Origin of the sequence: Massilia pinisoli, assembly GCF_024753285.1 — a bacterium.
GTDB classification, from domain to species: Bacteria; Pseudomonadota; Gammaproteobacteria; order Burkholderiales; family Burkholderiaceae_D; genus Telluria; species Telluria pinisoli.
Genome location: NZ_JANUGW010000005.1, coordinates 48135 through 72783, shown reverse-complemented (window position 1 = coordinate 72783; position 24649 = coordinate 48135). Strand labels below are relative to the sequence as shown.

Annotated in this window: 20 protein-coding genes; 7 read left to right on the top strand and 13 right to left on the bottom strand. The window is 69.2% G+C overall.

The features are described 5' to 3' along the window. Positions 1–11: 11 nt before the first annotated feature. A complete protein-coding gene (locus NX784_RS08435; protein ID WP_258816218.1) occupies positions 12–575 on the top strand; it encodes a phasin family protein in 564 nt (187 codons plus the stop codon). A gap of 13 nt (positions 576–588) precedes the next feature. On the opposite strand, the gene NX784_RS08430 is transcribed toward NX784_RS08435, so the two are convergent. Together NX784_RS08430 and NX784_RS08425 are read right to left on the bottom strand one after the other, a co-directional pair. After that, positions 589–1875, bottom strand: a complete 1287-nt coding sequence (locus tag NX784_RS08430; RefSeq protein WP_258816217.1) for an acyltransferase family protein — start codon at positions 1873–1875, stop codon at positions 589–591. A 138-nt stretch (positions 1876–2013) separates the two neighbouring features. Further along, positions 2014–3570, bottom strand: coding sequence for an alpha-L-fucosidase (locus NX784_RS08425; protein WP_258816216.1), 1557 nt, complete (start codon positions 3568–3570; stop codon positions 2014–2016). Positions 3571–3742: 172 nt separating this feature from the next. Between NX784_RS08425 and NX784_RS08420 the strand changes: the two genes are divergently transcribed. Together NX784_RS08420 and bluB are read left to right on the top strand one after the other, a co-directional pair. Further along, complete coding sequence (locus NX784_RS08420; protein WP_258816215.1) at positions 3743–4255, top strand: hypothetical protein; 513 nt, start codon at positions 3743–3745, stop codon at positions 4253–4255. A gap of 85 nt (positions 4256–4340) precedes the next feature. Beyond that, a complete protein-coding gene (gene bluB / locus NX784_RS08415) occupies positions 4341–5003 on the top strand; it encodes a 5,6-dimethylbenzimidazole synthase (RefSeq protein ID WP_258816214.1) in 663 nt (220 codons plus the stop codon). 3 nt (positions 5004–5006) lie between these two features. Here the strand turns inward: bluB and NX784_RS08410 are convergent, their stop codons facing one another. Then, positions 5007–6494 (bottom strand): DUF5666 domain-containing protein, encoded by a 1488-nt coding sequence (locus NX784_RS08410; RefSeq protein ID WP_258816213.1) that lies wholly within the window; start codon positions 6492–6494, stop codon positions 5007–5009. 143 nt (positions 6495–6637) lie between these two features. Here NX784_RS08410 and NX784_RS08405 point away from each other — a divergent pair, with 143 nt between their 5' ends. Continuing rightward, positions 6638–7573 carry an SMP-30/gluconolactonase/LRE family protein gene (locus NX784_RS08405; RefSeq protein ID WP_258816212.1) on the top strand — a complete coding sequence of 312 codons (936 nt, stop codon included), beginning with the start codon at positions 6638–6640 and terminating at the stop codon, positions 7571–7573. Between the two features lies 1 nt (position 7574). On the opposite strand, the gene NX784_RS08400 is transcribed toward NX784_RS08405, so the two are convergent. After that, the gene (locus tag NX784_RS08400) at positions 7575–8684 is read right to left on the bottom strand and encodes a Gfo/Idh/MocA family protein (RefSeq protein WP_258816211.1); all 1110 of its coding nucleotides are present in this window, start codon (positions 8682–8684) and stop codon (positions 7575–7577) included. Between the two features lie 250 nt (positions 8685–8934). On the opposite strand from NX784_RS08400, the gene NX784_RS08395 reads away from it, so the two are divergent. Continuing rightward, the gene (locus NX784_RS08395; protein ID WP_258816210.1) at positions 8935–10545 is read left to right on the top strand and encodes a S53 family peptidase; all 1611 of its coding nucleotides are present in this window, start codon (positions 8935–8937) and stop codon (positions 10543–10545) included. Between the two features lie 13 nt (positions 10546–10558). Here the strand turns inward: NX784_RS08395 and NX784_RS08390 are convergent, their stop codons facing one another. Next, positions 10559–11272: a LytR/AlgR family response regulator transcription factor gene (locus NX784_RS08390; protein ID WP_258816209.1), complete on the bottom strand. Its 714-nt coding sequence runs from the start codon at positions 11270–11272 to the stop codon at positions 10559–10561. A 7-nt stretch (positions 11273–11279) separates the two neighbouring features. Further along, on the bottom strand, positions 11280–12335 hold the full coding sequence (locus tag NX784_RS08385) for a sensor histidine kinase (RefSeq protein WP_258816208.1): 1056 nt from the start codon (positions 12333–12335) through the stop codon (positions 11280–11282). 106 nt (positions 12336–12441) lie between these two features. Between NX784_RS08385 and NX784_RS08380 the strand changes: the two genes are divergently transcribed. Beyond that, positions 12442–12753 (top strand): YciI family protein, encoded by a 312-nt coding sequence (locus NX784_RS08380; RefSeq protein ID WP_258816207.1) that lies wholly within the window; start codon positions 12442–12444, stop codon positions 12751–12753. A 3-nt stretch (positions 12754–12756) separates the two neighbouring features. On the opposite strand, the gene NX784_RS08375 is transcribed toward NX784_RS08380, so the two are convergent. From NX784_RS08375 to ribA, 4 genes are all read right to left on the bottom strand, one after another. After that, positions 12757–13404, bottom strand: a complete 648-nt coding sequence (locus tag NX784_RS08375; RefSeq protein WP_258816206.1) for a dihydrofolate reductase family protein — start codon at positions 13402–13404, stop codon at positions 12757–12759. Positions 13405–13489: 85 nt separating this feature from the next. Continuing rightward, positions 13490–14458 carry an FHA domain-containing protein gene (locus NX784_RS08370; protein WP_258816205.1) on the bottom strand — a complete coding sequence of 323 codons (969 nt, stop codon included), beginning with the start codon at positions 14456–14458 and terminating at the stop codon, positions 13490–13492. Further along, positions 14455–15882, bottom strand: a complete 1428-nt coding sequence (locus NX784_RS08365) for a S1 family peptidase (RefSeq protein WP_258816204.1) — start codon at positions 15880–15882, stop codon at positions 14455–14457. The genes NX784_RS08370 and NX784_RS08365 overlap by 4 nt, the downstream gene beginning before the upstream one ends. 33 nt (positions 15883–15915) lie before the next feature. Continuing rightward, positions 15916–16563, bottom strand: coding sequence for a GTP cyclohydrolase II (gene ribA / locus NX784_RS08360; protein ID WP_258816203.1), 648 nt, complete (start codon positions 16561–16563; stop codon positions 15916–15918). Between the two features lie 213 nt (positions 16564–16776). On the opposite strand from ribA, the gene NX784_RS08355 reads away from it, so the two are divergent. Further along, entirely contained in the window at positions 16777–19062 is a 2286-nt protein-coding gene (locus tag NX784_RS08355; protein WP_258816202.1) for an ATP-binding protein, read from the top strand. Here the strand turns inward: NX784_RS08355 and NX784_RS08350 are convergent. The 3 genes from NX784_RS08350 to NX784_RS08340 all read right to left on the bottom strand — a co-directional run bounded on the left by NX784_RS08350 (position 19035) and on the right by NX784_RS08340 (position 24647). Next, the gene (locus tag NX784_RS08350; RefSeq protein WP_258816201.1) at positions 19035–21221 is read right to left on the bottom strand and encodes a sensor domain-containing protein; all 2187 of its coding nucleotides are present in this window, start codon (positions 21219–21221) and stop codon (positions 19035–19037) included. The two genes, NX784_RS08355 and NX784_RS08350, sit on opposite strands and share 28 nt — an antisense overlap. A gap of 69 nt (positions 21222–21290) precedes the next feature. Beyond that, a complete protein-coding gene (locus tag NX784_RS08345) occupies positions 21291–22934 on the bottom strand; it encodes a family 43 glycosylhydrolase (RefSeq protein ID WP_258816200.1) in 1644 nt (547 codons plus the stop codon). 75 nt (positions 22935–23009) lie between these two features. Beyond that, positions 23010–24647 carry a hypothetical protein gene (locus NX784_RS08340; protein ID WP_258816199.1) on the bottom strand — a complete coding sequence of 546 codons (1638 nt, stop codon included), beginning with the start codon at positions 24645–24647 and terminating at the stop codon, positions 23010–23012. Between the last annotated feature and the right edge of the window lie 2 nt (positions 24648–24649).

The window sequence follows — 24649 nt, the reverse complement described above, 5'->3', positions numbered from 1 at the left end:
CGAGGCTAACCATGTATCCATTTCCGCACGCGATCGCGCCAGCACTGAAATCCCATATCGATGCGCAGACCGCATTCCTGAACGATATGTCGAAGTCGTTGTTCGCATCGTTCCAGCAGATGTGCGACCTGAACATCCAGCTGGTGCAGACGATGCTCGAGGAAACGACGTTGGCGAGCAAGCAGGTGCTGAGCGCGGACCGCCAGTCCGAGCTGCTGAGCGCCGCCGCGTCGCGCACGCAGCCCACGGCGGACAAGCTGCGGGCCTACCAGCAGCACATCGCGCGCCTCGCGGCTGACGCCCAGGTGGAGCTGGCGCGCGTGGCGGAACAGCACGTGCAGAACACGGCCCGCACCGCGCGCGCCCTGGCCGACGAGGTGGCGCGCGATGCCACGGAGCAGACGGAGCGCGGCCTGCGCGCCCAGGAGGAAACCGTACGGCAGTTCGTAGATCCGTTCGTGCGCGGCGGTAACGGCGCCGCCCAACCGCAAGGCGCGTCGCAGCAGCATATGCCGCCGGGCGCCCAGCCGCCGGCGGGGCAGGGCGGGCACCAGCGTTCCGCTACCACGCACTGAGGCCGGCGCTCGTTCAAGCGGGCTCGGCGCCGACCGGCGCTCCGGCGGCCGGCGCTCCGGCGGACGGCGCTCCGCCGGACGGCGCCGCCGCGGCATGGGCGGTCACCGGAGCCGTGGCCGCGCGCGGGCCGAGGCCGAACAAGGGCCGCAGCAACGGCACGCGGCGCACGATCTCGAAGCCCGCGAAGCTGCCCACCGTCACCAGCACGACGAGGAGCATCGCTTCCAGTACGGGCGCGCGATGCAGCGGCTTCAGCGCATGGGCCAGCACGACGATCAGCGTCTGGTGCAGGATGTAGACGGGGAAGATGGCCTCGGTCAGGTAGCGCCGGGCGGGGCCGTCGCGGTCCAGGTGCAGGCGGGCGAAGCCGCAGGCCGCCACGATCGCCGTCCAGGCCATCAGCACGTACATGGCCCGCATCGGATACACGAGCAGTTCCCACCGGGTGCCCGCGATGGCCCCGTGCGACAGCGCGTACCAGATGATGATGGCGGCCCAGCCCGTGCCGGCGAGCGCCAGCGCATGCCAGCGCAGTGCCGAGGCGCGCGGCCAGAAGCCCGGCACGCGCGCGAGGAGGGCGCCGAGCAGGAACACGGTGAGGTAGTGCGCATGGTTGTACCAGTCGTCGGCGAGTGCATGGGTGATGGGGAAGCGGTCGAGCATCAGCACGCGGGCCAGTGCCAGCACGGCCGTCGGCACCGCGATGAGCTTCCAGCCCGTGAGCACCTTGCCGAGGCGGGCGGCGATGCGGTCGAAGCGGGGGCCCAGCACGGCGATCAGCAGCGCGAGGACCGCGGTGTAGGCCCACAGGTAGGCGACGAACCACAGGTGGTTCCACGTCGGCAGGATCAGGCAGCCGTCCTTGCAGAAGCCGTGGTACGCGGTCAGGTACAGCCGCATGAAGTCGCCGTAGCTGCCCGCGTAGCCGACCTGCTCGACGACTTGGAGATAGGACTGCGGCGGCACGATGACGAGCATGCCGAACAGCAGCGGTATCAGCAGGCGCCAGCTGCGCTTGCGCAGGAACATGGCGGGCGCGACCTTCGTCAGCATGCAGCTGGAAGCAACGCCGGACACGAGGAACAGCAGCGACAGCCGCCACGGCGACGACAGCATCATGTAGGGCTCGAGCGTGTCGCTCGCGTACGGGCTTTTGACGTGCCAGTCCCACGTCACGTAGTACATGCCGACGTGGAACAAGATGAGGAGGAAGAATGCGATGATGCGCACCCAGTCGAGGAAGTGATAGCGCGGCAGCGGTGCCGGCAGCGGTGATGCGAGCGTGCGGAGAGTGGTCATGGCGGGCGTCCGTGGTTGATCGGTGAAGGAACAACGCCAGACTAGGACCGGCTCCACGCCCACGCGAGCGGAATGTGGCGAGGCGGGAGCGGGGTGGGGCGAGCCGGACGGCGACCGGAGCGGCCGCCGTCCGTCGGGTCAGAGCGCGCCGAGCGCGGTGGTCGGCTGCGACAACTCGATCTTCAGCGCAGACGCATGCGCCGTCGGCAAGCGCGCCGGCAACGTCACGACGAGTGCATCGTCGCGCTGCGTCCAGGCCAGCTTTGCCTTGCTGCCCAGCAGGCGTACAGAACGGATCGGTCCGGCGGCATAGGTGCTGTCCTTGCCGAGCGCATGGATCACGACCTGCTTGACCGGGACGCCGAGCGTGATGGCGTACACGGCATTGCCCTTCGCGGTGAAACGGATGTCTTCCGCCGTATAGTTCCCGCTTTCCTTCATGGCGCCGGCCGCCGTTCGCGTCGGTCCTTCGCCGAACACCTTCCATGGCCGCGTGCCATGGATCGCATCGCCGTTGACGCTCATCCACGCAGCCATCTCGTCCAGGAAACGTCGGGACTCGGGCGGCAGGCTGCCGTCCGCATATTGCACGACGTTGAGCAGCAGGTTGCCGTTCTTGCTGACGATGTCGGCCAGCATATAGATGACCTCGGCGGTCGACTTGTATTTGTAGCCGTCGCTGTAGAACCAGTCGCCCATCGACGTGTCTGTTTGCCACGGCTGCGGATTGATGCCGGCCAGCACGCCGCGTTCCACGTCGAGGACGCCTTCGCCGGCGTTGAAGTCGCCGGCGCCTTGCGCCTTGTGGGTATAGACGGCCGTCAGGTGCCCGTCATGCACCGCCAGGTTGCCGTTGTAATAGTTTGCGAGCAAGGTGCGGCCCACGGTCCCGAACGGCAGGCCGCCATCGGAATACAGCAAGTCGGGGTGATAAGTGTCGACGAGGTCGCTGATGCGCTTGAACCATTCCTCATGCCACGCAGGATTCTTCGCATACCAGTTGTCCAGGTTGCTGTGGAGCGCTTCGTCGTGGGCCGGGTGATACAGCTCCTGGTAGGCGGGATCGGCGCCGTCGTACGGCACCCCGGCCATGGGCCCGGTCGTGTCGTGGCCGTGGCTGGGCGCGAGCCACCCATAGCTGGCGCCCAGGTGTTCGGACACGCCGAATGGCAGGCCAACCTTGCGCGCCGCCTTTTGCCAGGCGCCTACGATATCCCGGTGCGGCCCCATGTTGACGGCGTTCCAGCTGTGGGTGTGCGAATTCCACAGGTCGAAGTTATCGTGGTGGACGCCCATGCTGACGAAGTATTTCGCGCCCGCTTTCACGTACAGGGCCATCAGCGCATCCGGATCGAAGCGCTCGGCCTTCCACAGCGGAATGATGTCCTTGTAGCCCGCGCGGGACGGATGGCCGTAGTGCTTCAGGTGGTGCTCGTACTGCGGCTGGCCCTGGATATACATATTGCGCGCATACCAGTCGCCCGCGCGCGGCACGGCCTGCGGACCCCAGTGCGACCAGATCCCGAATTTGGCATCGCGGAACCATTCCGGTACGCGGTATTGCTGGAATGAGGCATCGGCGCTGGTGTAGGGACCAGGCCGGAGCGGCGGTGCATACGCATCCTCCGCGAAAGACTGCAGGTGGCATGCGAGCACGCCGGTGAACAGCAGGCATCGAAGCGTTCGGTGCGCCATTGTTTTATCTCCGTTATCGTTATTGGAACGTGCAAAACCCGCAATGATAGTCCGTGGTCCGCGGCGCGCGTGCGTCGTGGACAATAGTGTTCGCGAGATTGGAAGATTTCATAAAACGGGTGCGGACGGGCCTGAAACGGAGTCGTCATAATTGCCGCATAGAATTATTCTCATGGCCCTCGACACCTCCATCTATGCCAAGACCGCGAAAGGCCGCGACGAAGTCGCCTCGCGCGGCATGGGCCTGAACGGCCGCCAGCGCACTGTCCTCATCCTGCTTGACGGCCGCAAGCCGTGCGGCGCGCTCGCGTCGCTGATGACGGCGGGGCAGGTGGCCGACATCGTAGGGCAGTTGCTGGCGCTGGACTTGATCGAGCCCCGTGCGGCGGACGGCGGCCCGCCCGCGGCGCAGCCGGAGAGGGCGCGGGAGACGTCGCGCGGCGAGCACGACGCGCACGTCGCCCGGGTCAAGCGCTACATGGTGCAAACGGCGCAAGCCCACCTGGGCCTCCTGGCTGCGGAGGTCGTCGGGCGCATCGAGCGCACGAACGATGCGGACCAGCTGCGGTCCGTCGTCGGCTACTGGCACATGGCGCTGCGGGATGCGAAGGATGGCCGCGCGACGGCGTGTGCGCACCTGGAGCACGTGCGCGCGGGCCTGCGTGATGCGGGCGTGCCGGCCTGAGCGGCCGGGCTTGCCGCGCGCGCAGGCCGTCCCGTACACTGCGCATCCCGCACAACCGCCGACCCAACCGTTTCCGGTCACGATCATGAATCCCCATGCCTTTGCGCCGTCCGAAATCGACGGCGTCTACCGCGCCATCCGCACGCGGCGCGACATGCGCCATTTCCTGTCGACGCCTCTCGAGCCCGGACAGCTGGAACGCTTCGTCACGGCCGCGCACCAGGCGCCCAGCGTCGGCCTGATGCAGCCCTGGCGCTTCATCCGGATCGCCGACCGCGACCTGCGCCGCCTCATTCACGCGAGCGTCGAGGAGGAGCGCGTGCGCACTGCGGACGCGCTCGGCCAGCGGTCGGCGGATTTCATGCGCCTGAAGGTCGAGGGCATCCTCGAGTGTGCGGAGGTGGTGGTGGTCGCATTGATGGACAAGCGCGAGCCCTATGTGTTCGGACGGCGCACGATGCCGCACATGGACCTGGCGTCGGCGTCGTGCGCGATCCAGAACTTCTGGCTCGCGGCGCGTGCCGAGGGCATCGGGGTGGGGTGGGTGTCGCTGTTCGATCCCGAGCGCATCCGCGCGCTGTGCAAGATGCCCGACGGCAGCGAGCCCATCGCGGTGCTGTGCGTGGGCCACGTCGCCGAGTTCTACCCCGCGCCCATGCTCGAGGCGGAAGGCTGGGACAAGCGCCACCCGGTGTCGGCCATGATGTATGTCGACTCGTGGGAAACGCCTGCCGCAGCGGAGGGCTGAACGTCAGTCGTGCTGGCCGACGATCTTGACGGCGTGCAGTACGCCGCCGCTGTTCGTGCCTTGCACTTCCAGCTTCTTGCCGGCGAGCGTGTCGGCGGTGGCGTCGCGGAACAGCGTCACGTCGCTCCACTGGACGTTGAGCGTTTCCTTGTCCGTCGTCAGCGCGAAGGTCTTCGCCGTCGTGTCGACCTTGCTCGCGGTGCCGATGCGCGAGAGCACCGCGTGCACGTCGCCCGCTTTTTCGCAGGTGATGGCGCTCGCCTTGACCTGGCCGGATGCGCTCAGCACGCCCGTGACCTCGACCTGCAAGGTGTTCGCGAGCTGGGTGGTGCCGCACGTCGCCGCATCGAGCGCCACGCCGGTGGCGTCGACCTTCACGTCGCGCACGGTGAAGCTGGACACGGACACGAAGTTTGCCACGCTGCCGTGCAGCTCGACCTGCTTGTCCTTGCTTTGCTCGACCCCGCGCAGCACGACGGTCGAGGCCTTCAGCGTGCCGTCCGTGCCGTACGAACCCTTGACCACGACATAGCCATTGACCTTCAGGTCCGTGAACGTCTTGCCGATCGGGTCGTAGGTCGCGGCGGACAGGTCGACCTTGACGCCGTTGATGGTGACGGTCTTCGCGCCGGGGTCAACTGCCGAGATGGCGCCACCCAGCTCCGAATCTTTCGCACCGGCTTCCGCCTTGTGGTCGCGCACCTTGACGACGGTCGCCTTCACCGCGGTGCCGGCGGCCACCGTGCCGAGCGGAATGGCCACGTGGACGTCGACGCCGTTGGCGAGCGTGGCGCCGGCCGGCAGCACCTTCGATGTGCCGTAATCGACCAGCAGACCGCCGACCTGGAACGTGTGGGCCGACGTCGACAGATTGGCGACAAGACCGTCCACGTGGTCCGCGGTGGCGGCCGACACGCCCGCCTTCTCGATGCGCGTGGCCTGCACCGTCGCCTTGCCCGTCGCATCCGTCTTCGCGATGCCGTGCACTTCGATACGGTCGCCTACCTGCACGGCAGACAGCGACGCATAGCCTTCGAGGATCGTCACCGGCCCCGCCGTCGCGTCCGTGTTCACCGCGACCGTCTGGCCGGCCACGGTCAGCGTGCCGGCCGTGGCGTCGACTGCGGACACGGCGCCTTCGACTTCGGCGACGACGCGCACCTGCGTCGCGACGAGCTGCCCGTCATGCTGGACCTCGACATGCTGGCCCAGTTTCAATTCCACGTGCTGCACGGTGCCGTCGTCCAGCTCCTTGCCGGCGGCCACGGTGGAGTCGTCGATGCGCACACCATCCACGATCACGCTGCCGAAGCCGGTCACCGTGCCGGCGACCGTCGAGACGCCGGCCGTGACCGGCGCGGGCGTCGGTGCCGCGGCGACGGGCGTGGTCGTGCCGCTGCTGCCGCCACCACCGCCGCCACAGGCGGACAGGACGGCAGCGGCCATGGCCGCGAGGACGAGGCAAGAGGGAATGTGGGACCGTTTCAGCATGGGACGTCTCCTGTGGATGTCGAGGGATCGGTGATGACTGTAAACATTTCCACACGGCAATAACATTACAGTCGATTCATTCGTTGTATGTACGCCACATTGCGCTACAATCAATTTCTTCGACCGTCGAACGAAAGACTTCCATGTCCAACCAAGCCCGCCGTCTCCGCATCGCCGTCCTGCTCGCATTGTCGTACGGGGCCGCCGTCCACGCGGCGCCCGCCTGCGGCCCGGCCCCGTCCGGCGAACTGCGCGCGGAGCGGGTCGCCGCGGTGCAACCGTCGCGCAGCGAGTCCGGCTTGTACGAAGGGCCCGTGTGGATCAAGGATGCGCTGTATTTTTCCGATTTCAGCCTCGCCCCCGGCTACGCGTCGCGCATCCGCAAGCTGGACCTGGACGGCCGCGTGACGACGGTCATCGAGGACAGCGGCAGCAACGGTCTCGCCGTCGACGCGCACGGCGACCTCGTCGCGGCTACGCACAAGTACAAGGCCCTGTCGCGCTACGCGCTCGCGGACGGCAAGCGCGCCACGCTCGCAGGCACGTACGACGGCGCCGTCTTCAATTCGCCGAACGACATCGCCATCGCCAAGGACGGGACGATGTACTTCACGGACCCCGATTACCAGAAGACGGCGGCGCCCGGCGGCCAGCCCGTCACGGGCGTGTACCGCGTGGGCACGGACGGCACGGTGACGCTGGTCGACGGCAGCCGGCCGAATCCGAACGGCGTGTCGCTGTCGCCGGCCGGCGACGTGCTGTACGTGAACGCGGGCGACGGCCTGCTGCGCGCCTACCCGATCGTGGACGGCGTGCCGGGCGCGGGGCGCGACATCGTGCGCGGCCTGCAAATCCCGGACGGCATGGCCGTCGATTGCCACGGCAATCTCTACGTGAGCGAGCACACGGCCAAGCGCGTGCGCGTGTTCACGCCGCAGGGCAGGGAGCTGGCGACGATCCGCACGGACGCCAACGTCACGAATGCCGCATTCGGCGGCGCGGACGGCAAGACGCTGTACCTGACGGGCGCCGGCGCCATCTGGCAGGTCCGGCTCGCCGTCACGGGGTCGCCTTACTGAATCAGGCCTTCAGCACGACGCGCTTCTGTTCGCGCGCCGAGCGGTAGATCCCCTCGATGATGCGCAGGTCGCGCAAGCCTTCCTCGCCGCCGACGATCGGTTCGCGGTTTTGCAGCACGCATTGCGCCATGTGGTCGAGCTGGCCGGCCCATTGCGTGGCGCCGGGACCGGGCGGCGGCGTGACTTCCTTCTCGCGGCCATTGCCGATCCACATGCGGTTGCCGTAGTAGCCGGTCGCCGGTTCCATCTCGATGCGGCCCTTGTCGCCCATCAGCAGGATGTGATTCTGATTGGCGCTGTACATCGACATGCACGAGCCGATCACGCCGGACGGGAATTCCAGCTGGAAGCCGATCCTGTCCTCCACTTCGCGGAAGCGCGGATCGTTGCGGTCCGTCGTTTCCTGGGCATACACGGCGACCGGTTCCTCGCCCGTCATGTAGCGGGCCGCGTTGAGGGCGTAGATGCCGATGTCCATCATCGACCCGCCGCCCGCCAGCGCCTTTTTCAGGCGCCAGGCGTTCGGGTCGTTGAACGTGAAGCCGTGCTCCGAGCGGAAGTAGCGCAGCTTGCCGATCGCGCCCGAGCGCGCAAGGCGGACGGCTTCCAGGTTGTATGGCTCGAAGTGGCAGCGGTAGCCGATCATGAGCTTCTTGCCGGCCTGGCGGCAGGCGGCGATCATCGCTTCGCATTCGGCCGACGACACGGCCATCGGCTTTTCGCACAGCACGTGCTTGCCGGCCTTGGCGGCGCGGATCGTGTACTCGGCGTGCATCGACACGGGCAGGCAGACGTAGACGATGTCGATGTCCGGGTTGTTGCGGATCTCGTCGTAATTGTCGTAGTTGTAGATGTTCTTGTCCGGGACGCCGTATTCCTGCGCCACCCGTTTCGCCTTGGCCGGATCGCCGCTGACGAGCGCGACGAGGCGGCTGTTCCTGCAGTTCTTGAATTGCGGGATGATGACGCCCAGGCCGTAGGAGCCCAGGCCCACGATCGCATAGCCCAGCTTGCGGTCGGGCGGGGCCGCCCATGCCATGTCGCCCATCGCGCTCGCCGCCAGCGCACCGCCGGCGGCGAAGACGACGCCGCGCCGATTCTTGTTGAACATCTCGTCTCCTTGGTCGTTTGGTCCGAAACACTCCGCCGCGGGCGGGAAATGTTAGCGCTCACGGTAGCGTTGGCATTGTAGTACGAATCTGCGCTCCCGCAGCGTTGGTTAGCGCCAATCAAAAGGTGCGTCGATGGGGCGCGCACACTGGCAGATGGTGACCGGCAAGCCCGGTGCCGTCGCCGTTCGACGTCCGTATCGACGAATCCCGGTCCGGTTCAATGCCGGCCATCTTCCAGTGAGGTGAATCATGGTCAAACTCCAGGGCAGCGTGCCCCCCCTAAGTGCCGACATGCGGTCGCTCGGACCGGCGCCGGCCGACGAACGCTTCGACGTCACCGTCCTCGTGCGCCGCCGCGCGTCGCTGTCGGCCGACTTGCTGGCGCCCCATGCGCAGGGCGGCGGCCGCTCCTATCTCACGCGCGCCGAGTTCGCCGCGCGCCACGGCGCCAGCGACGCCGACCTCGACGCCGTCGCCGCGTTCGCGCAGCGGTCCGGTCTCGTCGTCGTCGAACGCCGGCCGGCCGCGCGCAGCATCGTGCTGTCCGGTACGGCGGGCCAGGTGGCGGCCGCGTTCGGCACGGCGATCGAACGGGTCGAGCACGGCGCCGGCATCTCGCGCCGCCGCACGGCGCCCGTGCACGTGCCGCCGGAGCTGGACGGCATCGTCGAAGGCGTGTTCGGCATCGAGGACGTGCCCATCGCGCGGCCGCACTTCAAGTTTTCGCGCGACTCGGCGCAGGCCGCGCTGGCGGCATCGATGCCGGCCGGCGCCATGGCGGACGCGCAGGCAGCAGGCGGCTACACGGGCGTCGACATGGCGCACCTGTACGACTTCCCGCCCGGCCTGGACGGCAGCGGCCAGTGCATCGGCATCATCGAACTGGGCGGCGGCTACCGCACCACGGACCTGAAAGCGTATTTCAAGACTCTGGGCATGAAGGCGCCCAGCGTGACCGCGGTGTCCGTCGACGGCGGCAAGAACAGCCCGTCGCTGCCGTGGAGCGCGGATGCCGAGGTCATGCTCGACATCGAAGTGGCGGGCGCCGTCGCGCCGAAGGCGCACATCGCCGTGTACTTCGCGCCGAACAGCGAGCAGGGCTTCGTCGACGCGATTGCCGCCGCCGTCCACGACGACGTGCATAAACCGTCCGTGATCTCGATCAGCTGGGGTGCGCCGGAATCGGACTGGACGGAACAGGGCCTCGCCGCGATGGACGGCGCCTTCCAGGCCGCGGCCGCGCTGGGCGTGACGGTGTGCTGCGCGGCGGGCGACGCGGGCGCCGGCGACCAGAACCCGGACAACGGCACGCCGGACGGCCACGCGCACGCCGACTTCCCCGCATCGAGCCCGCACGTGCTGGCCTGCGGCGGCACGCGCCTGACGGCCACCGGCACGACGATCACGAGCGAAACCGTGTGGAACGACGACCCGACGAGCAGCGCCACGGGCGGCGGCGTCAGCGACGTGTTCGACCTGCCGTCGTGGCAGGCGGGCGCGGGCGTGCCGGCATCCGTGAACCCCGGCGGACGCGTGGGCCGCGGCGTGCCGGACGTGGCGGGCAATGCGTCGCCGGCGACGGGCTACCGGGTGCGCGTCGACTTCATGACGTACACGATCGGCGGCACGAGCGCCGTCGCGCCGCTGTGGGCGGGCCTCGTCGCGCTGTTGAACCAGAAGCTGGCGCAGCCCGTCGGCTGGCTCAATCCGCTGTTGTACGGGCCGCTGGCGGGCAGCAGCGCCACGCGCGACATCACGAGCGGCGACAACGGCGGCTATGCGGCGAAGGCCGGCTGGGATGCGTGCACGGGCTGGGGCGTCCCGGTCGGCACGCGGCTGCTGGCTGCGCTGGAGGGCTGACCGAGCTCAATCCTCACAACCGCGCCAGCACGTCGGCGCGGTATTGGCGGCTGCACGGCACGCGGGCGCCGCCGCGCAGCAGCAGTTCGCCGTCGCCCTTGTCCAGGGTGACGACCTGCTCGATCCAGGGCACGGCGACGGCTGCGCGCCGGTGGCAGCGCACGAAGCCGGCGCCGAGCCGGTCGACGAGCCCGGCCAAGGTCTGGCGCAGCAGCGGGCTGCCGGCCGCCGTGTGCAGCACGACGTAGTTGTCGGCCGTCTCGATCCACTGGATGTCCGCGATGCGCACGACGCGCGTGACGCCGCGTTCGCTCACGAGCAATTGTTCCAGCGGCGCGGGTGGCAGCGCGGCCGGCCGGCCATCGCCCGGGACTGCCAACCGCTTGCGCAGGCGACCCAGCGCGCGCGCGAGGCGGGCGCCGTCGTAGGGCTTGAGCAGGTAGTCGATGGCGTCGATGTCGAATGCCTGGCTGGCATAGCGCTCGTATGCCGTGACGAACACGACGAGCGGCGCCGGTTCCGGCAGCGACGCGGCCAGTTCGATGCCGGACAGCTCCGGCATCTCGATATCCAGGAGCAGGGCGTCCGGGCGGAAGCTGGCGATGCGGTCCAGCGCTTCGATGCCGTCGGCCGCTTCCTCGACGGCCGCGACGCCGTCCTGCTGCGCGAGCAGGTGGCGCAGCTTCGCGCGCGCGGGGCGTTCGTCGTCGACGATCAGCAGGCGCATGCAGCCCTCAGCACGGAAGTCTCAGTTCCGCGCGCACGCCGCCTTGCGGACGCGGCGCCAGGTCGAGCCGCGCCGCGTCGCCGTACAGCGCCTGGATCCGCGCCCGCAGATTCGACAGGCCGATGCCGCCGGGACGTTCCACGGCCGTGAGCTTGCCCGCGTCGTCCTCGACGCCGAGCACGAGCTCGCCGCCGTCGCGGCGGGCATAGACGTCGATATGGGTCTGGCCGCGGCGCCGCTCGACCGTGTGCTTGAACACGTTTTCCAGCAGCGGCTGCAGGCTCATCACCGGAACTTCGCGGTCGAGCAAGGTGTCGTCGACCTGCCAGGCGATGTCGACGCGGTCGGCGAAGCGTTCGGCCATCACGTCCGCGTAGCCGCGCGCGAGGCGCAGTTCGGTCGCCAGCGGGGCGGCGTGGCGGTCGCCCAGCGCCAGCGTCTCGCGCAAGACGTCGGCCAGCTGGGCCAACGTGGCGTCGGCGCGGGCGGGGTCCGTCCAGATCAGCGACGACACCGTGTTCAGCGCGTTGAACAGGAAGTGCGGTTGCATCTGCTGGCCGAGGCGCTGCAACTGGGCCTGGCGCAGCAGCGTGTTCGAGCGCTCCGCGCGCAGCCGCGCGTCGAGCAGCGCGCGGTACGACTGGACGCCGAAGCGGATCGAGATGAACAGCCCGAAGAAGATCGTGATCTTCATCGATTCGTACAGGAACAATTGCGGCACGGGGTCGTGGTAGTACGTCTCGCCGACGAGCGCGTACACGGCATTGCGGATGCCGAAGGCGAGGGGCACGAACGCGATCCAGTACATGGGGAGCCAGCGCGCCTGATGGGCGAACCAGCGCGCCGGGCTGCCGAGCAGGTGGTCGTCCGCGCGCGACCAGCGCAGCTGCACGAAGGCCAGCGCGCTGATGACGACCGCGGACGAGCCTTCCCACAGCAGGGGTTTCCAGATCGCGTGGCTGTGCACGTTACGCATGAAGTCCTGCACGGCGACGAGCATCATCAGGATCCAGAACAGGATCCAGGCGACGATGAAGACGGCATTGCGGCGCAGGAAGGTCATGCGGCGATGATCGGCCATCCTTGTGCGATTGTCAAAAGGCACGGGTGCGGCATGGCCGCCGCGCTTCTGCTAACGTCGAGCCGAAGACCAATCACAGGAGGAAGCCATGGAACGTTTCCTGTTCGTGTACCACGGCACACCTGGCCCCGATGCCACCACCCGGCACGACCTGTCGCGCTGGGCCGCCTGGTTCGACGGCATGGGCTCGCGCGTGATCGACCGCGGCAGCCTCACGCACAGCGCCGTCGAGGTGCCGCGCCGGCTGCTGGGGCCGAAGGAATCCGCCAGCTCGCTGTGCGGCTATTCGATCGTCGAGGCGGTCGATTTCAACGAGGCCGTCGAGATCGGCGAGCGCTGTCCCATCTTCGACGAGGATGGCTCGGTCGAGATCGCCAGGCTGACGATCCCGCTGGCCTAGTTTTCAGCCCTTGCTTAGCACCACGTGCGTGGCCGCCGCCGTCGGCACGTGCTCGGTGCAGGTGAACCCGAGCGCCGGCAGGTCGATCCCGGCCAGCAGCGCCTCGCCCGAGCCCAGCAGGACGGGCGAGATCGCGAGGTGCATCTCGTCCACCAGGCCGGCCTGCAGGTACTGGCGGATGGTCGACACGCCGCCGCCCAGCCGGATGTCCTTGCCGCCCGCCGCCGCGCGTGCGCGCTCGAGGGCCGCTTCGATGCCGTCCGTGACGAAGTGGAACGTCGTCCCGCCTTTCATGGCGAGCGGGGCGCGGGCGTGGTGCGTGAGGACGAACACGTCGTTGTGATAGGGCGGCTCGTCGCCCCACCAGCCCTTCCAGCTGTCGTCGGGCCACGGCCCGCGCACGGGGCCGAACATGTTGCGGCCCAGGATCCACGCGCCGATATTGTGAAAGCCGCGCGCCGCGAAATCCTCGTCCGGGCCGTCGCCGCCCTTCGAATCGTTGCCCACCATGCGCTGGAAAGTGCGCGTGCCGAAGAACCAGCGGTGCAGTTCTTCGCCGCGCTCGCCCAGCGGATTCTGCAGGCTCTGGTTCGGGCCGGCGCCGTAGCCGTCGAGGGATATGGAAAAGCAGTGAACTTTGAGTCTGGCCATCGTCGGTCTCCTGTTGGACGGGACGCAGGCTGCGCCCCCGTTCCGACGACGAACGGGGCGGGCCCATTTCGACAACGCCGCGCGTTCAATCGTCGATATCGTCATCGCCCGGCTTGCGCCCGCGGCTGCGGTCGAGCGGGGCCTTCATCCCTTCCACGCCGCGCATGAATTCGTCCAGCCCGTGGTCGGGGCTCACGCGCACGGCGGGCGGCATCAGCACGGCCATATACAGTTCGTCGGACACGCGCCCCGTGCGCTGGACATTGCCGGCAAGGATCAAACTCGAGCATAGCACGGCGAGGCCGGCGCAGATCCAGCGGTAGCGCACCCGGTTCTGCGGCCGGATCGTGCACAGGTGAAAATAGACGGCGCCGGCCACCAGCACGACGGCGACGTGCGACGCGTAGTGCGTAAAGGCTTCCGCGGAGAACGCGTAGGCGAGCGTGCTGCCGAGCACGACGTAGGCGGCGAGGGCGGCCACGCCGCAGCCGAACACGAACAGGTGGCGGCCCAGGCGCGCGTGGCGCGCGAACAGCCGGTTCGCGCACGCCCACGCGCCGCCCCACAGCAGCGCGACGGCGAGCCCGGCGGCCAGCGCCTCGGCGTAGCGCGCAACTTCGAACAATGAGTCGTCGGCCAGCCAGCGCGCGAGCAGCGCGACGGCGCCCGCGAGCAGCAAGCCCAGCGCGCCCGGCAGCACGCCTTCCCAGCGGTGGAACGTGCGGTCGACGAGTTCCGGCGCGACGGGCCAGTCGGCCGCGCGCACGCGCAGCGCCGTGTGGCCGATGCGCGCGACGGTGTCGCCGGCCAGCACGACATCTTGCACGCGCCGGCCGCGCACGACGATACCGTTGCGGCTGCCGAGGTCGCGCAGCACGAGGCGCCCGTCCGCGTCCGGCTCGACGACGGCGTGGCTTGGCGCCGCGTAGTCGTCGTCGAGGATCACGTCGTTCGCGTAACCGCGTCCGATGCGGATGGGGAGCGCGTCCACGCATTGGCGCTGCAGCACGTCGCCGGTGCGGGCGAGCAGCTCGACGTACCAGGGCCCGTTCATTTCACGCGGCTGCGCCCGAGCGCAGACAGGAAGGCGCGCGTCGTGCGCACGCCGTTTTCGTACGACACGCCGGCGAGGTCGAGGCGGCTTTGCAGGCTCGCGTGCGCATCGTCCGTGCTGGCGGCCAGCAGGGTGAAGTTGTACAGGCCTGCGAACTTGCGGTACGCGCGCACGCACGTGACGGCGCGCACGGGCAAGGTCGCCGTCTGCACGAACATCTCCGTGCAGGCAGGGCGCGTGAGGCGCGTGTCGCGGCCGGGGCCGATGCGGTCGACGCGGAAGCGGCTGCTCGCGAGCACGGCGAACTGCAGCGGGTGCAGCGACGTCGAGCGCAGCACCTGGTGCGTCATCGACACGTGGCCCGTCTGCTGCGAGTCCGACACGTACACGGCCGCCTCCATCGCGCAGCTGACGGCGTCCAGCGTGTACTCGGCCTCGGCGCGGAAATTCGAGCGGCCCCAGCAGCGCAACTGCTGCGATTCGCGCACGGGCACCTGGTACGGTCCCATCGTGCGCAGCGACAGCGGTTCGGCCAGCAGCCGGTCGATCAGCGCGCGCTGGTGCGCCAGCAACTGCTGGCCGATCAGCGGGTTGAAGTTCTTCGGTGGCCTGGTCTGCGCCGCGGCCTTGGCCAGCAATTCACGCGCATATCTCACCGGAACGAGAAAGCTGACCAGCTCGCCGTCGCGGCGTTTCGACACGTTCACGCCCGCGACGACGCCGGACGCCGTCACGCTGGGCCCGCCACTCATGCCCGAGTTGATGGGGCCGGTGAAGATCAGCTGCTCATAGAAACTGCGTGTGACGATGCCGTTGTACGCGCCTTCCGAGATGGCGAAGCCGAGGTCGAGCGGATTGCCGAGCGAATACAGGTATTGGCCCTGAAAGAGTTTCACGGGTTTGTCCGGCACCTTGAAGAAGCCGGTGCCGTTGCGGTTCACGCGCACGACCGCCAGGTCGTGCAGGACGTCCACGGCGAGGAGTTCGACGGGGCCGCTCTTGCCGTCCGTATCGACGTATTCGCCCACGTAGACGTCGGGGTCGAGCGCCATCTGCGACACGACGTGGTAATTGGTCAGCACGAGGTCCCCCGTGCCGACGAGAAAGCCGGAGCCCACGCTGGACTGGCTGCGGCCGTTCCTCAGCAGCATGCGGATCTGCAACAGGTCGGCCTTGGCGGCGGAATACAGGGTCTGCGCGGCGCTGGACGGGGTGGGTAGCGCGGCCGTCTCGTCCGTTTCGCCGGGGCCGGGCGCGGGCGGCGTCGTCGCGGGCGGCGTGGCGGGCGGGATCACGAGCGGCGGCTGCGGCGCAGGTTTGGTCACATGCTGGCCGGCCCTGCCCGCGGCGATGGCGAGCGGGACGGCCGCGGCGCCGATGACGGCGGCGGCGAGCAGCACGCGGGTGGCAGACGGGAGGCGCATGCCCCCATCTTGCCAGAACTCCCGCGGCGGGGCTTACGCTTCGCTGTCGAGTGCGGCTTCGGTGGCCGGGGTCATCATATGCCCCAGCTTGGCCTGCTTCGTGTTCAGGTAGTTGTCGTTGAAGACATTGCGGTTGACGAGCAGCGGCACGCGCTCGGCGACCTTGATGCCCAGCTTGCCCAGCGCGTCGATCTTGCGCGGATTGTTCGTCATCAGGCGCACGGCCTCGATGCCGAACTGTTCCAGCATCGGCAGCACGAGTTCATAGTTGCGGGCGTCCGCGTGGAAGCCCAGCTGCAGGTTCGCCTCGACCGTGTCGGCACCCGCTTCCTGCAGGCGGTAGGCGCGGATCTTGTTGACGAGGCCGATGCCGCGGCCTTCCTGGCGCAGGTACAGCAGGATGCCGCGGCCTTCGTCGGCGATGCGGCGCAGCGCCGATTCCAGCTGCGCGCCGCAGTCGCAGCGCTGCGAGAACATCACGTCGCCCGTCAGGCATTCCGAGTGGATGCGCGCCAGTGGCGGTTCTCCCGTGGACAGGTCGCCCAAGGTCATCGCGAGATGCTCCTTGCCGGTGGAATGCTCGACGAACGCATGCAAGGTGAACTGCGCCCACGGCGTCGGCAGGCTGCACGACGTCACGTAGTCGACGAGGTTGGAAGGCGCGGTGGCGTTGTCTTGCATGGCTGATCCTGGAGCGATGACTGAAAAACAGGGAAGTAACGGGCAAGTTTACCGGAAATCGGACATGACCGTGTAGTCGGCCCCCTCGGTGCCACCTTTTGCGGGAAAGGTGACGTGAGTGTTCACGCACTGCAACACAATTCCCGCATGGAATCGTGGCTATGCTAGGCTGGTAACAGCGTCCAATCGGACCCGTGTCCTTGTCAGTTTGCCATGTCGAATCCCCTGAAATCGTTCCGCCGGCTGCTGCCGCGCGCCCTCGGCGCCTGGCTGGCGCTGGCCTTCGTGCTGCTGTCCATCGTCCTGACGCTGGTGCTGACCGCCGTCATCGAACGCAAGTCGTCCGAGCAGGTCGAGACGAACATCGGGCACGGCCTCGCCGAGCTGGCGATGCAGACGTCCGACAAGCTGGAGCGCGGCATGTTCGAACGCTACCGCGAGGTGGGCCTGCTCGCGCGCCGCCGTTCGCTCGGCGAGGACCAGCCGCCGGCGCTGCGCCGCGCCACCCTGGACGCCATCCAGAGCACGCTCGGCTACTACAGCTGGCTCGGTTACGCGGGACTGGACGGCAAGGTGCAGGTGTCCGCACAGGGCTTGCTGGAAGGGGCCGACGTGTCGCGCCGCCCGTGGTTCCGCAACGCGCTGCGCGGCATCCATGCGGGCGACGTGCACGAAGCCGTGCTGCTGGCGCGCCTGCTGCCCCGGCAGCCGGAACCGTGGCGCTTCGTCGACGTCGCCTTTCCCTACGTCGACGAGCATGGCGTCATGCGCGGCGTGCTGGGCGCGCACTTGTCGTGGCAATGGGCGCGCGACGTCGAACGTTCCGTCATGGCCGGGATCACGGCACGGCGCCAGGTCGAAGCATTGATCGTCGATGCCGAGGGCGACGTGCTGCTCGGGCCGCCCGACGTGGCCGGCAAGCGCCTCATGTTGCCCAGCCTGAAGGCGGCGCGCGCGCAGCGCGGGGACGGCTACGTCGTCGAGAAATGGCCGGACGGCCGCAGCTACATGGTGGGCTTCCAGCGCGGCCGCGGCTACGCCGAATACCCGGGCCTCGGTTGGACGGTGCTCGTGCGCCAGAATGTCGACGACGCCTTCGCCCCCGTGCGCCGCCTGCGCGAATACGGCCTCGGTGCCGGGGTATTGCTTGCCGCGCTGTTCTCGCTGGTGGGCGCCGGGATCGCGCGCCACATCACGCGGCCGCTCGGCGAGCTCGCGGACGCGGCGCGGCGCATCCGCGCAGGCGAAACGGTGCGTATCGAAGTGCAGCGGGGCGGCTACGCGGAAGTGCGCGCGCTGGGCCACACCTTGAATGCGCTCGTCGCGAACCTCGTGCGCCGCCGGCGCGCGCTGGAAGACTTGAACGCGACCTTGGAGGAGCGCGTCGCCCTGCGCACGCGCGAGCTGGAACAGGCGCTCGCCAAGGTGCGCGCCAACGAACAACGCATCGCGGCCATCATCGAGACGGCGCAGGACGCGTTCGTCGGCATCGACATGCGGGGCCGCATCCTCGATTGGAACTCGGCGGCCGAAGCGATGCTGGGCTGGACGCGCGCCGAGGCCGTCGGCTGCATCATCTCCGACCTCGTGATGCCGGAACGCTTCCGCGCCCATTCGCGCGCGCTGCTCGCGCACTTCCTCGAGACGGGAGAAATGGAGATCCTGGGCCAGCGCGTCGAACGGGTGCTGCTCACGCGCGACGGCCGCGAGATCCCCGTCGAGATGACGCTGGGCCTGGCCGGCACGGGCGAAGGCCTGTTCTTCTCCGCCTTCGTGCACGACATCTCCGAGCGCAAGGAAGTCGAGCGGATGAAGGACGAATTCGTCGCGACCGTGTCGCACGAGCTGCGCACGCCGCTGACGGCGATCTCCGCGTCGCTCGCGCTGCTGGCCGACGGCATGGCCGGTGAATTGCCGCCGGACGCGCAAGGCCTCGTCGACGTCGCGAACGCGAGTTCGGCCCGCCTCGTGCGCCTCGTCAGCGACGTGCTCGACCTGCAAAAGCTGGACGCCGGCGCCATGGTGTTCGACCGCGAAGTGCAGCCGCTGCTGCCGCTCGCGGAGGACGCCGTCGCCGCGATGCAGAGCTACGCCGACCAGGCCGGGATCGCGTTGTCGTGCGTCGCGGCGCCCGGCGCGGAGAGTGCGCGCGTGGACGTCGACGGCGACCGCCTCGCGCAGGTGCTGACGAATCTGCTGTCGAATGCGATCAAGTTTTCCGGGCCGGGATCGACGGTGCGCACGCACGTCGAGACGCGCGGCGACCGTGCGCGCCTCGCGGTGGCGGACGAGGGCGCCGGCATTCCGGAAGCGTTCCGCGACCGCGTGTTCCAGCGCTTCGCCCAGGCCGACGGCGCCGATTCGCGCCGTCAGGGTGGCACGGGCCTCGGCCTGTCGATCTGCAAGACGATCGTCGAGGAGCTGGGCGGCGACATCTGGTTCGACAGCGCCGAGGGCATTGGCACCACGTTCTACGTCGAGCTGCCGCTCGCGGCCTGAACGGGCGCCTCCATCGGCACGGGCGGCCGGCCGTAGCGTGCCTCGAACTCGTCCAGCGCGACGGGACGCCCGAGCAGGTAGCCCTGCATCACGTCGCAGCCATGCGCCGTCAGGAATGCCTGCTGGGCATCCAGTTCCACGCCCTCGGCGATCGTCGCGAGATGCAGCTTGCGCGCCAGGGCGATGATGGCCTCGACGATCGACGACGCGTTCGGGTCGTTGTCGACGTCCCGCACGAACGAGCGGTCGATCTTCAGCGCCGCCAGCGGAAAGCGCGCCAGGTACGCGAGCGACGAATAGCCGGTGCCGAAATCGTCCAGCGCGAAATGCACGCCGAGGCCGCGCAGCTGCTGCATGCGGTCGACGAGGTCGCCCGGGTTGCGCGCGAACACGCTCTCCGTCAGTTCCAGGGTGAGGCGGTCGGCCCGGGCGCCGGTCGCGGCCAGCAGGGTGGCGACGGCGTGGGGGAAATCGGGGTCGCGCAGCTGGTGGACGCTGATGTTCACCGCGAGCTTCAATCCTTGCAGGCTCGGTGCGCGCGCCCAGCGCGCGAGCGCGTGGCACCCCTGTTCCAGCACGTCCATGCCGAGCGCCGCGATCAGGCCGCCGGATTCGGCCGCGCCGATGAATTCGCCGGGGCTCACCAGTTCGTCCGCGCCGCGCTGCCAGCGCACGAGCGCTTCCGCGCCGACGAGGCTGCCGTCGTGCCCGAACTGCGGCTGGCAGTACAGCACGAACTGCCGATGCGCGAGGCCCGTGCGCAGCGCGGCCGACAGCGCGGCCTGGCGGTCGACGGCCGCTTGCATGCCGGGGTCGAAGAAGCGCAAGGTGTTGCGGCCCTCGTCCTTCGCGCGGTACATCGCGAGGTCGGCCTGGCGCAGCAGCAGGTCGATGTCGGTCGGGTGGCCGTCGAACAGCGTGGCGCCGATGCTGGGGCTGCTGGAGCACTGGCGGCCGGCCAGATCGAACGGTTCGGCCAGCACGTCGAGCAGCTTGCGGCCCACGGCGTGGACTTCGACCATCGCGTCGGCCGGCGTGGCGCCGAGGTTTTCCAGCACGATCACGAATTCGTCGCCGCCCAGGCGCGCGAGGTGGTCGCCTTCGCGCAGCGCCCGCCGCAGCCGCCGCGCCACTTCGCGCAGCAGCAGGTCGCCCACGTCGTGGCCCATCGTGTCGTTCAGCAATTTAAAATTGTCGAGGTCGAGGAACAGCAGGGCGCCGTGGCGGCTCGCGCGCCCGTTGCGGGCGAGGATCTGGCCCAGCTCGTCGAGCAGGAAGCGCCGGTTCGGCAGGCCCGTCAACTGGTCGAAATAGGCGAGTTCGTGGATGCGGCGCTCAGTGACCTTGCGCTCCGTGAGGTCGGTATTGGTGCCGGACAGCCGCACGGCCTTGCCGCCCGCGTCGCGCAGGATGAAGCCGCGGCTCAGCACGGGCACGTAGTGGCCGTCGTGGTGGCGCAGGCGGAACTCCGTGCTGTACGCCTGGCGCGGGCCGGCCAGCAGTTCGTCCAGCAGGTCGACGGTGCGGATCCGGTCTTCCGGGTGCATCAGCCGCACCCAGGCCTCGGCGTCGGCCGGCTGCGCGCCGGGCGTGTAGCCCAGCATCTCCCACCAGCGCGCCGAATAATAGAGTTCGCCCGAGACCAGGTCCCAGTCCCACGGCGCGTCCGTCGAGCCCTGCAGCGCGAGGCGCATGCGTTCCTCGGACTTGTGCAGCGATTGTTCGACGTCCTTCAACGCGGTGCAGTCGGTGAAGCAGACGACGACGCGGTGGATCGCACCGTGCTCGTCGCGTTCGGGATAGGCGTTGCAGAGCGCCCAGCGTACGTCGCCCCGGGCGGGGCGGGGCACGCCGACGACGAGGTCCGACACCTTGGCGCCCGTACGCAGCACGTCGTTGACGGGATATTCCGAGGCCGGCATGGGCGTGCCGTCCGCACGCACGAAATGCCAGGCCGTGTCGCTGGCCGCCGCGCCCAGCACCTCTCGTTCGCTGCGCCCTAGCAGGGCAAGCGCCTCGGGATTGGCGGCGACGACCCGCCCCTGCGCGTCGTGCATCACCACGCCGGCGGGCAGGTGGGCGAGCAGTTCGTCGAAGCGGCGGCTGGCATCGTCCGGGGCGGCGCCGTCGCCCATAATGCAAGGCGGGTTCTCGTGCATGTAGACTTTTGGTTACGATTTCCGCGCATGCTAGCAGTTCCCGGACGCCCGTGGCGCGCGCTCAAGTCATCATGACGACGCCAGCGCGCGGTAGCGGAAATCACGCAGGCGCACGGTGCCGCCGCCCGCCGCGTACACGCCTACTTTCAGGCTCAGGAAGCCGCCGAACACGTTGTGGTGGATACCCGACACTTCCATGCGCGTGCCGTGCAGCTGCCACGTCTTGCCGCCGTCGAACGAGTAATGGAAAGTCACCACGTTGTCGTCGTTGGTCAGCCGCACGCGCACGCTGGAGATGGCTTGCGGGCGGCGCGCCCACGGCAATTCCTCGGAATACTCGTACGTCTTGACCGTGTCCGGCGTGAAGCCGAGGCCGACGTAGGCCTTCGGATTGTAGAACAGCAGGATGCCGCCTTCGGCCGCGCCCAAGAGGTCGAGCGTGATCTCGGCCTCGTACGCGCGGTCGCCGACGCCGCAGGTGAGCGGGGTGGCGTCGGCCGGCGACGTGCCCTTGCCCTTGATTTCCAGGCCGCCGTTCGCGAAGCGCACGCGCGCCATCTCGTTCGGTGCCGGATCGTGGAAGGTCCACTGGACGCCGAAGCGGTCCTTCGAGAAATCGTCGGACAGCGCGAACCCGTTCGGCCCCGCCTTGCCGCCGCGCGGCTTCGGCAGAGGTTTGGAGAGGTCGCCGCCCTTGGCGCGGAACCAGCCGTCGGCCGTCCACTCGATGGGCTCCAGCAAGGTCTGGCGGCCCAGCGTGCGGAAGCCGTTCTCGTAGGCGTGGTAGATCATCCACCAGTCGCCGCCCGGGCCTTCCACGAGCGATGCGTGGCCGCGCGACCACCAGGGCTCCTTGTTGCTCGTCGTGCGCACGATCGGGTTGTGCGGGCAATGTTCCCACGGGCCGTGGATCGACTTCGAGCGGGCCGCGATGACCATGTGGCCCGTCACGGGACCGGCCGTGCCGCCGACCGCCGTCACGATGTAGAAGTACGCGCCGTGGCGCAGCAGTTTCGGGCCTTCCGGCGCGAAGTTCTCGACGACCCAGTCTTCCGGATAGCGCCACGGCTGGTAGGCGGGTTCGACGGGGCCGTCCGCCGCGAGGCCGTCGTCCGTCAGGCGCACGCGGCGGATGCCGTTCACGAACAGGTAGCGCTTGCCGTCCTCGCCCACGACGTGGCCCGGGTCGATGCAGCCCGAGATCTTCAGGTCGATGGGGTCGCTCCATGGCCCCTCGATGCGGTCGGCCCAGATGGCGTAGATCGACCAGCCGTTGCCGTCCGGCGCGGCCGGGATGTAGATGAAGTAGCGGCCGTTGTGCTTGCACAGGTCGAGCGCCCAGATGGTGCCCAGCGGCTTCTTCAGCGCGGGCCCGACGGGCGTCCAGTTCACGAGATCGGTCGAATGCCAGATCACGATGCCCGGATACGACAGGAAGGACGAGAACGTCATGTAATAGTCCTTGCCGTCCTTCAGGATCGTCGGGTCCGGGTGGTCGCCCGAGATGATCGGGTTCATGTACGTGCCGTCGCCGAGGTCGGCCTTGCGCTGGCCTTCGATGCCGCGGCCCCAGCGCGGGGCAGGTGGGCACGCGGGGACGGCTGGTGCGGCGTTCCGGGCGGCGGCCTGGGCCGGCAGCACGGCGGCGGCGGGGAGGGAAGCGGCGCCGGCGAGCAGCGTCTTGAATGCCGAGCGGCGGGATGGGTTGGTCACGCGGGTCTCCAGATTCTTGCGTAATGATTGTTTCCAAGAGTATATGAAAACGATTTCATGAGCAAGGGCGCGACCTCAGCGCAGTTCGTGGATGGCGATCCCGCCGAAGCCGTCCCACAGGCCGAATTCCTGTTCCAGGCCGGGCAGCTGGCGCAGCAGCGCGGGCTTGTCCCGGTGGAACGTGGTCGCGCTGCCGTCGACGGTGCGCGTGCCGTCCAGGCGATACAGGCGCGCGTCCGCGCCCGCGACGGGCTTGCGCAGCAGGACGAGCACCTGGCGGCCGCCCACGTCGATGGCCTGCAGGTCGCCGGGACCGCCCGTCGCCTTCACGTAGCGGCGCTGGACCTCGGGCTCGATCGGCCCCGCTTCCAGCGCGATGCGCACCTGCCGGTCGTGGACAGATGCCCAGTCGAGGAACGGGATGGCGAAGTCGACGACCTGGGCGCGGTCGGTGCGGTAGTCCATCACGGCGAGGGAGTCCGCGTAGGGCGCCAGCGCGTCCAGCAGCGCGGGATTCCCGCCCCACCAGAACGGGACGACAAATTCGAGGCGCAGGCCGTCGCCCGCGGCCGCCTTCAACGCGCGCGCCATGTCGACGTAGGCCGTATCGCGCCGGGCCGGCGCCAGAACGGTCTCCGGCAGCAGATACGGTTCGACGTCGAACTGCGCGCCCCGCAGGCGCGCCTCGGCGGGCTGCGCGGCGTTGTACGCGGCATACGCGCGCGCGCGCCGCACGGCCGTCGCCACTTCGCCGGGCAGCACCATGTGCGGGTCGCCGTCGACGCTGTCGATGACGATGCCGCGCGCACCCGCGGCGCGCACGAAGGCGGCCAGTTGGCCGGGGTCGCGCACGGCGGCGCCGTCCGTCAGCGGCACCGTGACGAACAGCTCGCGGATGCCCTGGCCGGCCGCCCAGTCGAGCAGCGCGGGCCCGCCGTCAATCCAGTCGCCGGGACGCCAGACCCACGTCGCGCGCGGCGCGGCCTTCGGCGCGGCGGCGGGCTCCAGCGCCAGCGCCGTCACGTCGACGCTCGCCTCGGACGCGGGGCATAGCAGCACGAACTGGCGCCAGCCGGCGCGGTCCAGAGACGCGGGCAGCGTGAGCCGGGCGGCCTTGGCGCCGGCGGTCAGCGTGCCCATGTCGAGCGCGTCGCCGCTTGCCTGATGGGCCGCGTCGGCGGCCTGCCACGTGAACGCGCTGCCCTGCGCTTCATACGTCGCGGCCAGCACGGTACTGGCGCGCGTGAGGAACCACGGCCCCGTGAGGATCGCACCGGCCGGGCGCCGGCCCGGGCGGCAGGTGACGCGCAGGGTGGCATTTTCCAGGTGCGCCTGCACGCGCTCCTCGACGCCGAACGTACGCGCGTCCATCCACTGCAGCAGGTTCGCGTGCAGCGGCATGGGGTCCGGACGCGCCGGGCCGCGCGTGGCGGACGGCAGTTCGTGCTCGCTGACGGCGAAGTGGCCGTCCGTCACGTTGCCGTTCAGGACGATCACGTCGTCCGGCGTCTCGCCCGGTGCCAGCGGATAAACGGCCTCGACGTCGGCGCCGGGCGCCAGCGCGACGCTCGTGCAGCCCGGCGCGTGCTCGCGGCCATCGACGACGTAGCGCGGCGGCGCGCCGTCCGTCGCGGCTGGACATTGGTGCAGCCAGGCGGCGTGGGCCGGGATCGTCATCGCGAGCAGGGGCAAGGAAACGAGGAGCGTGCGCATGG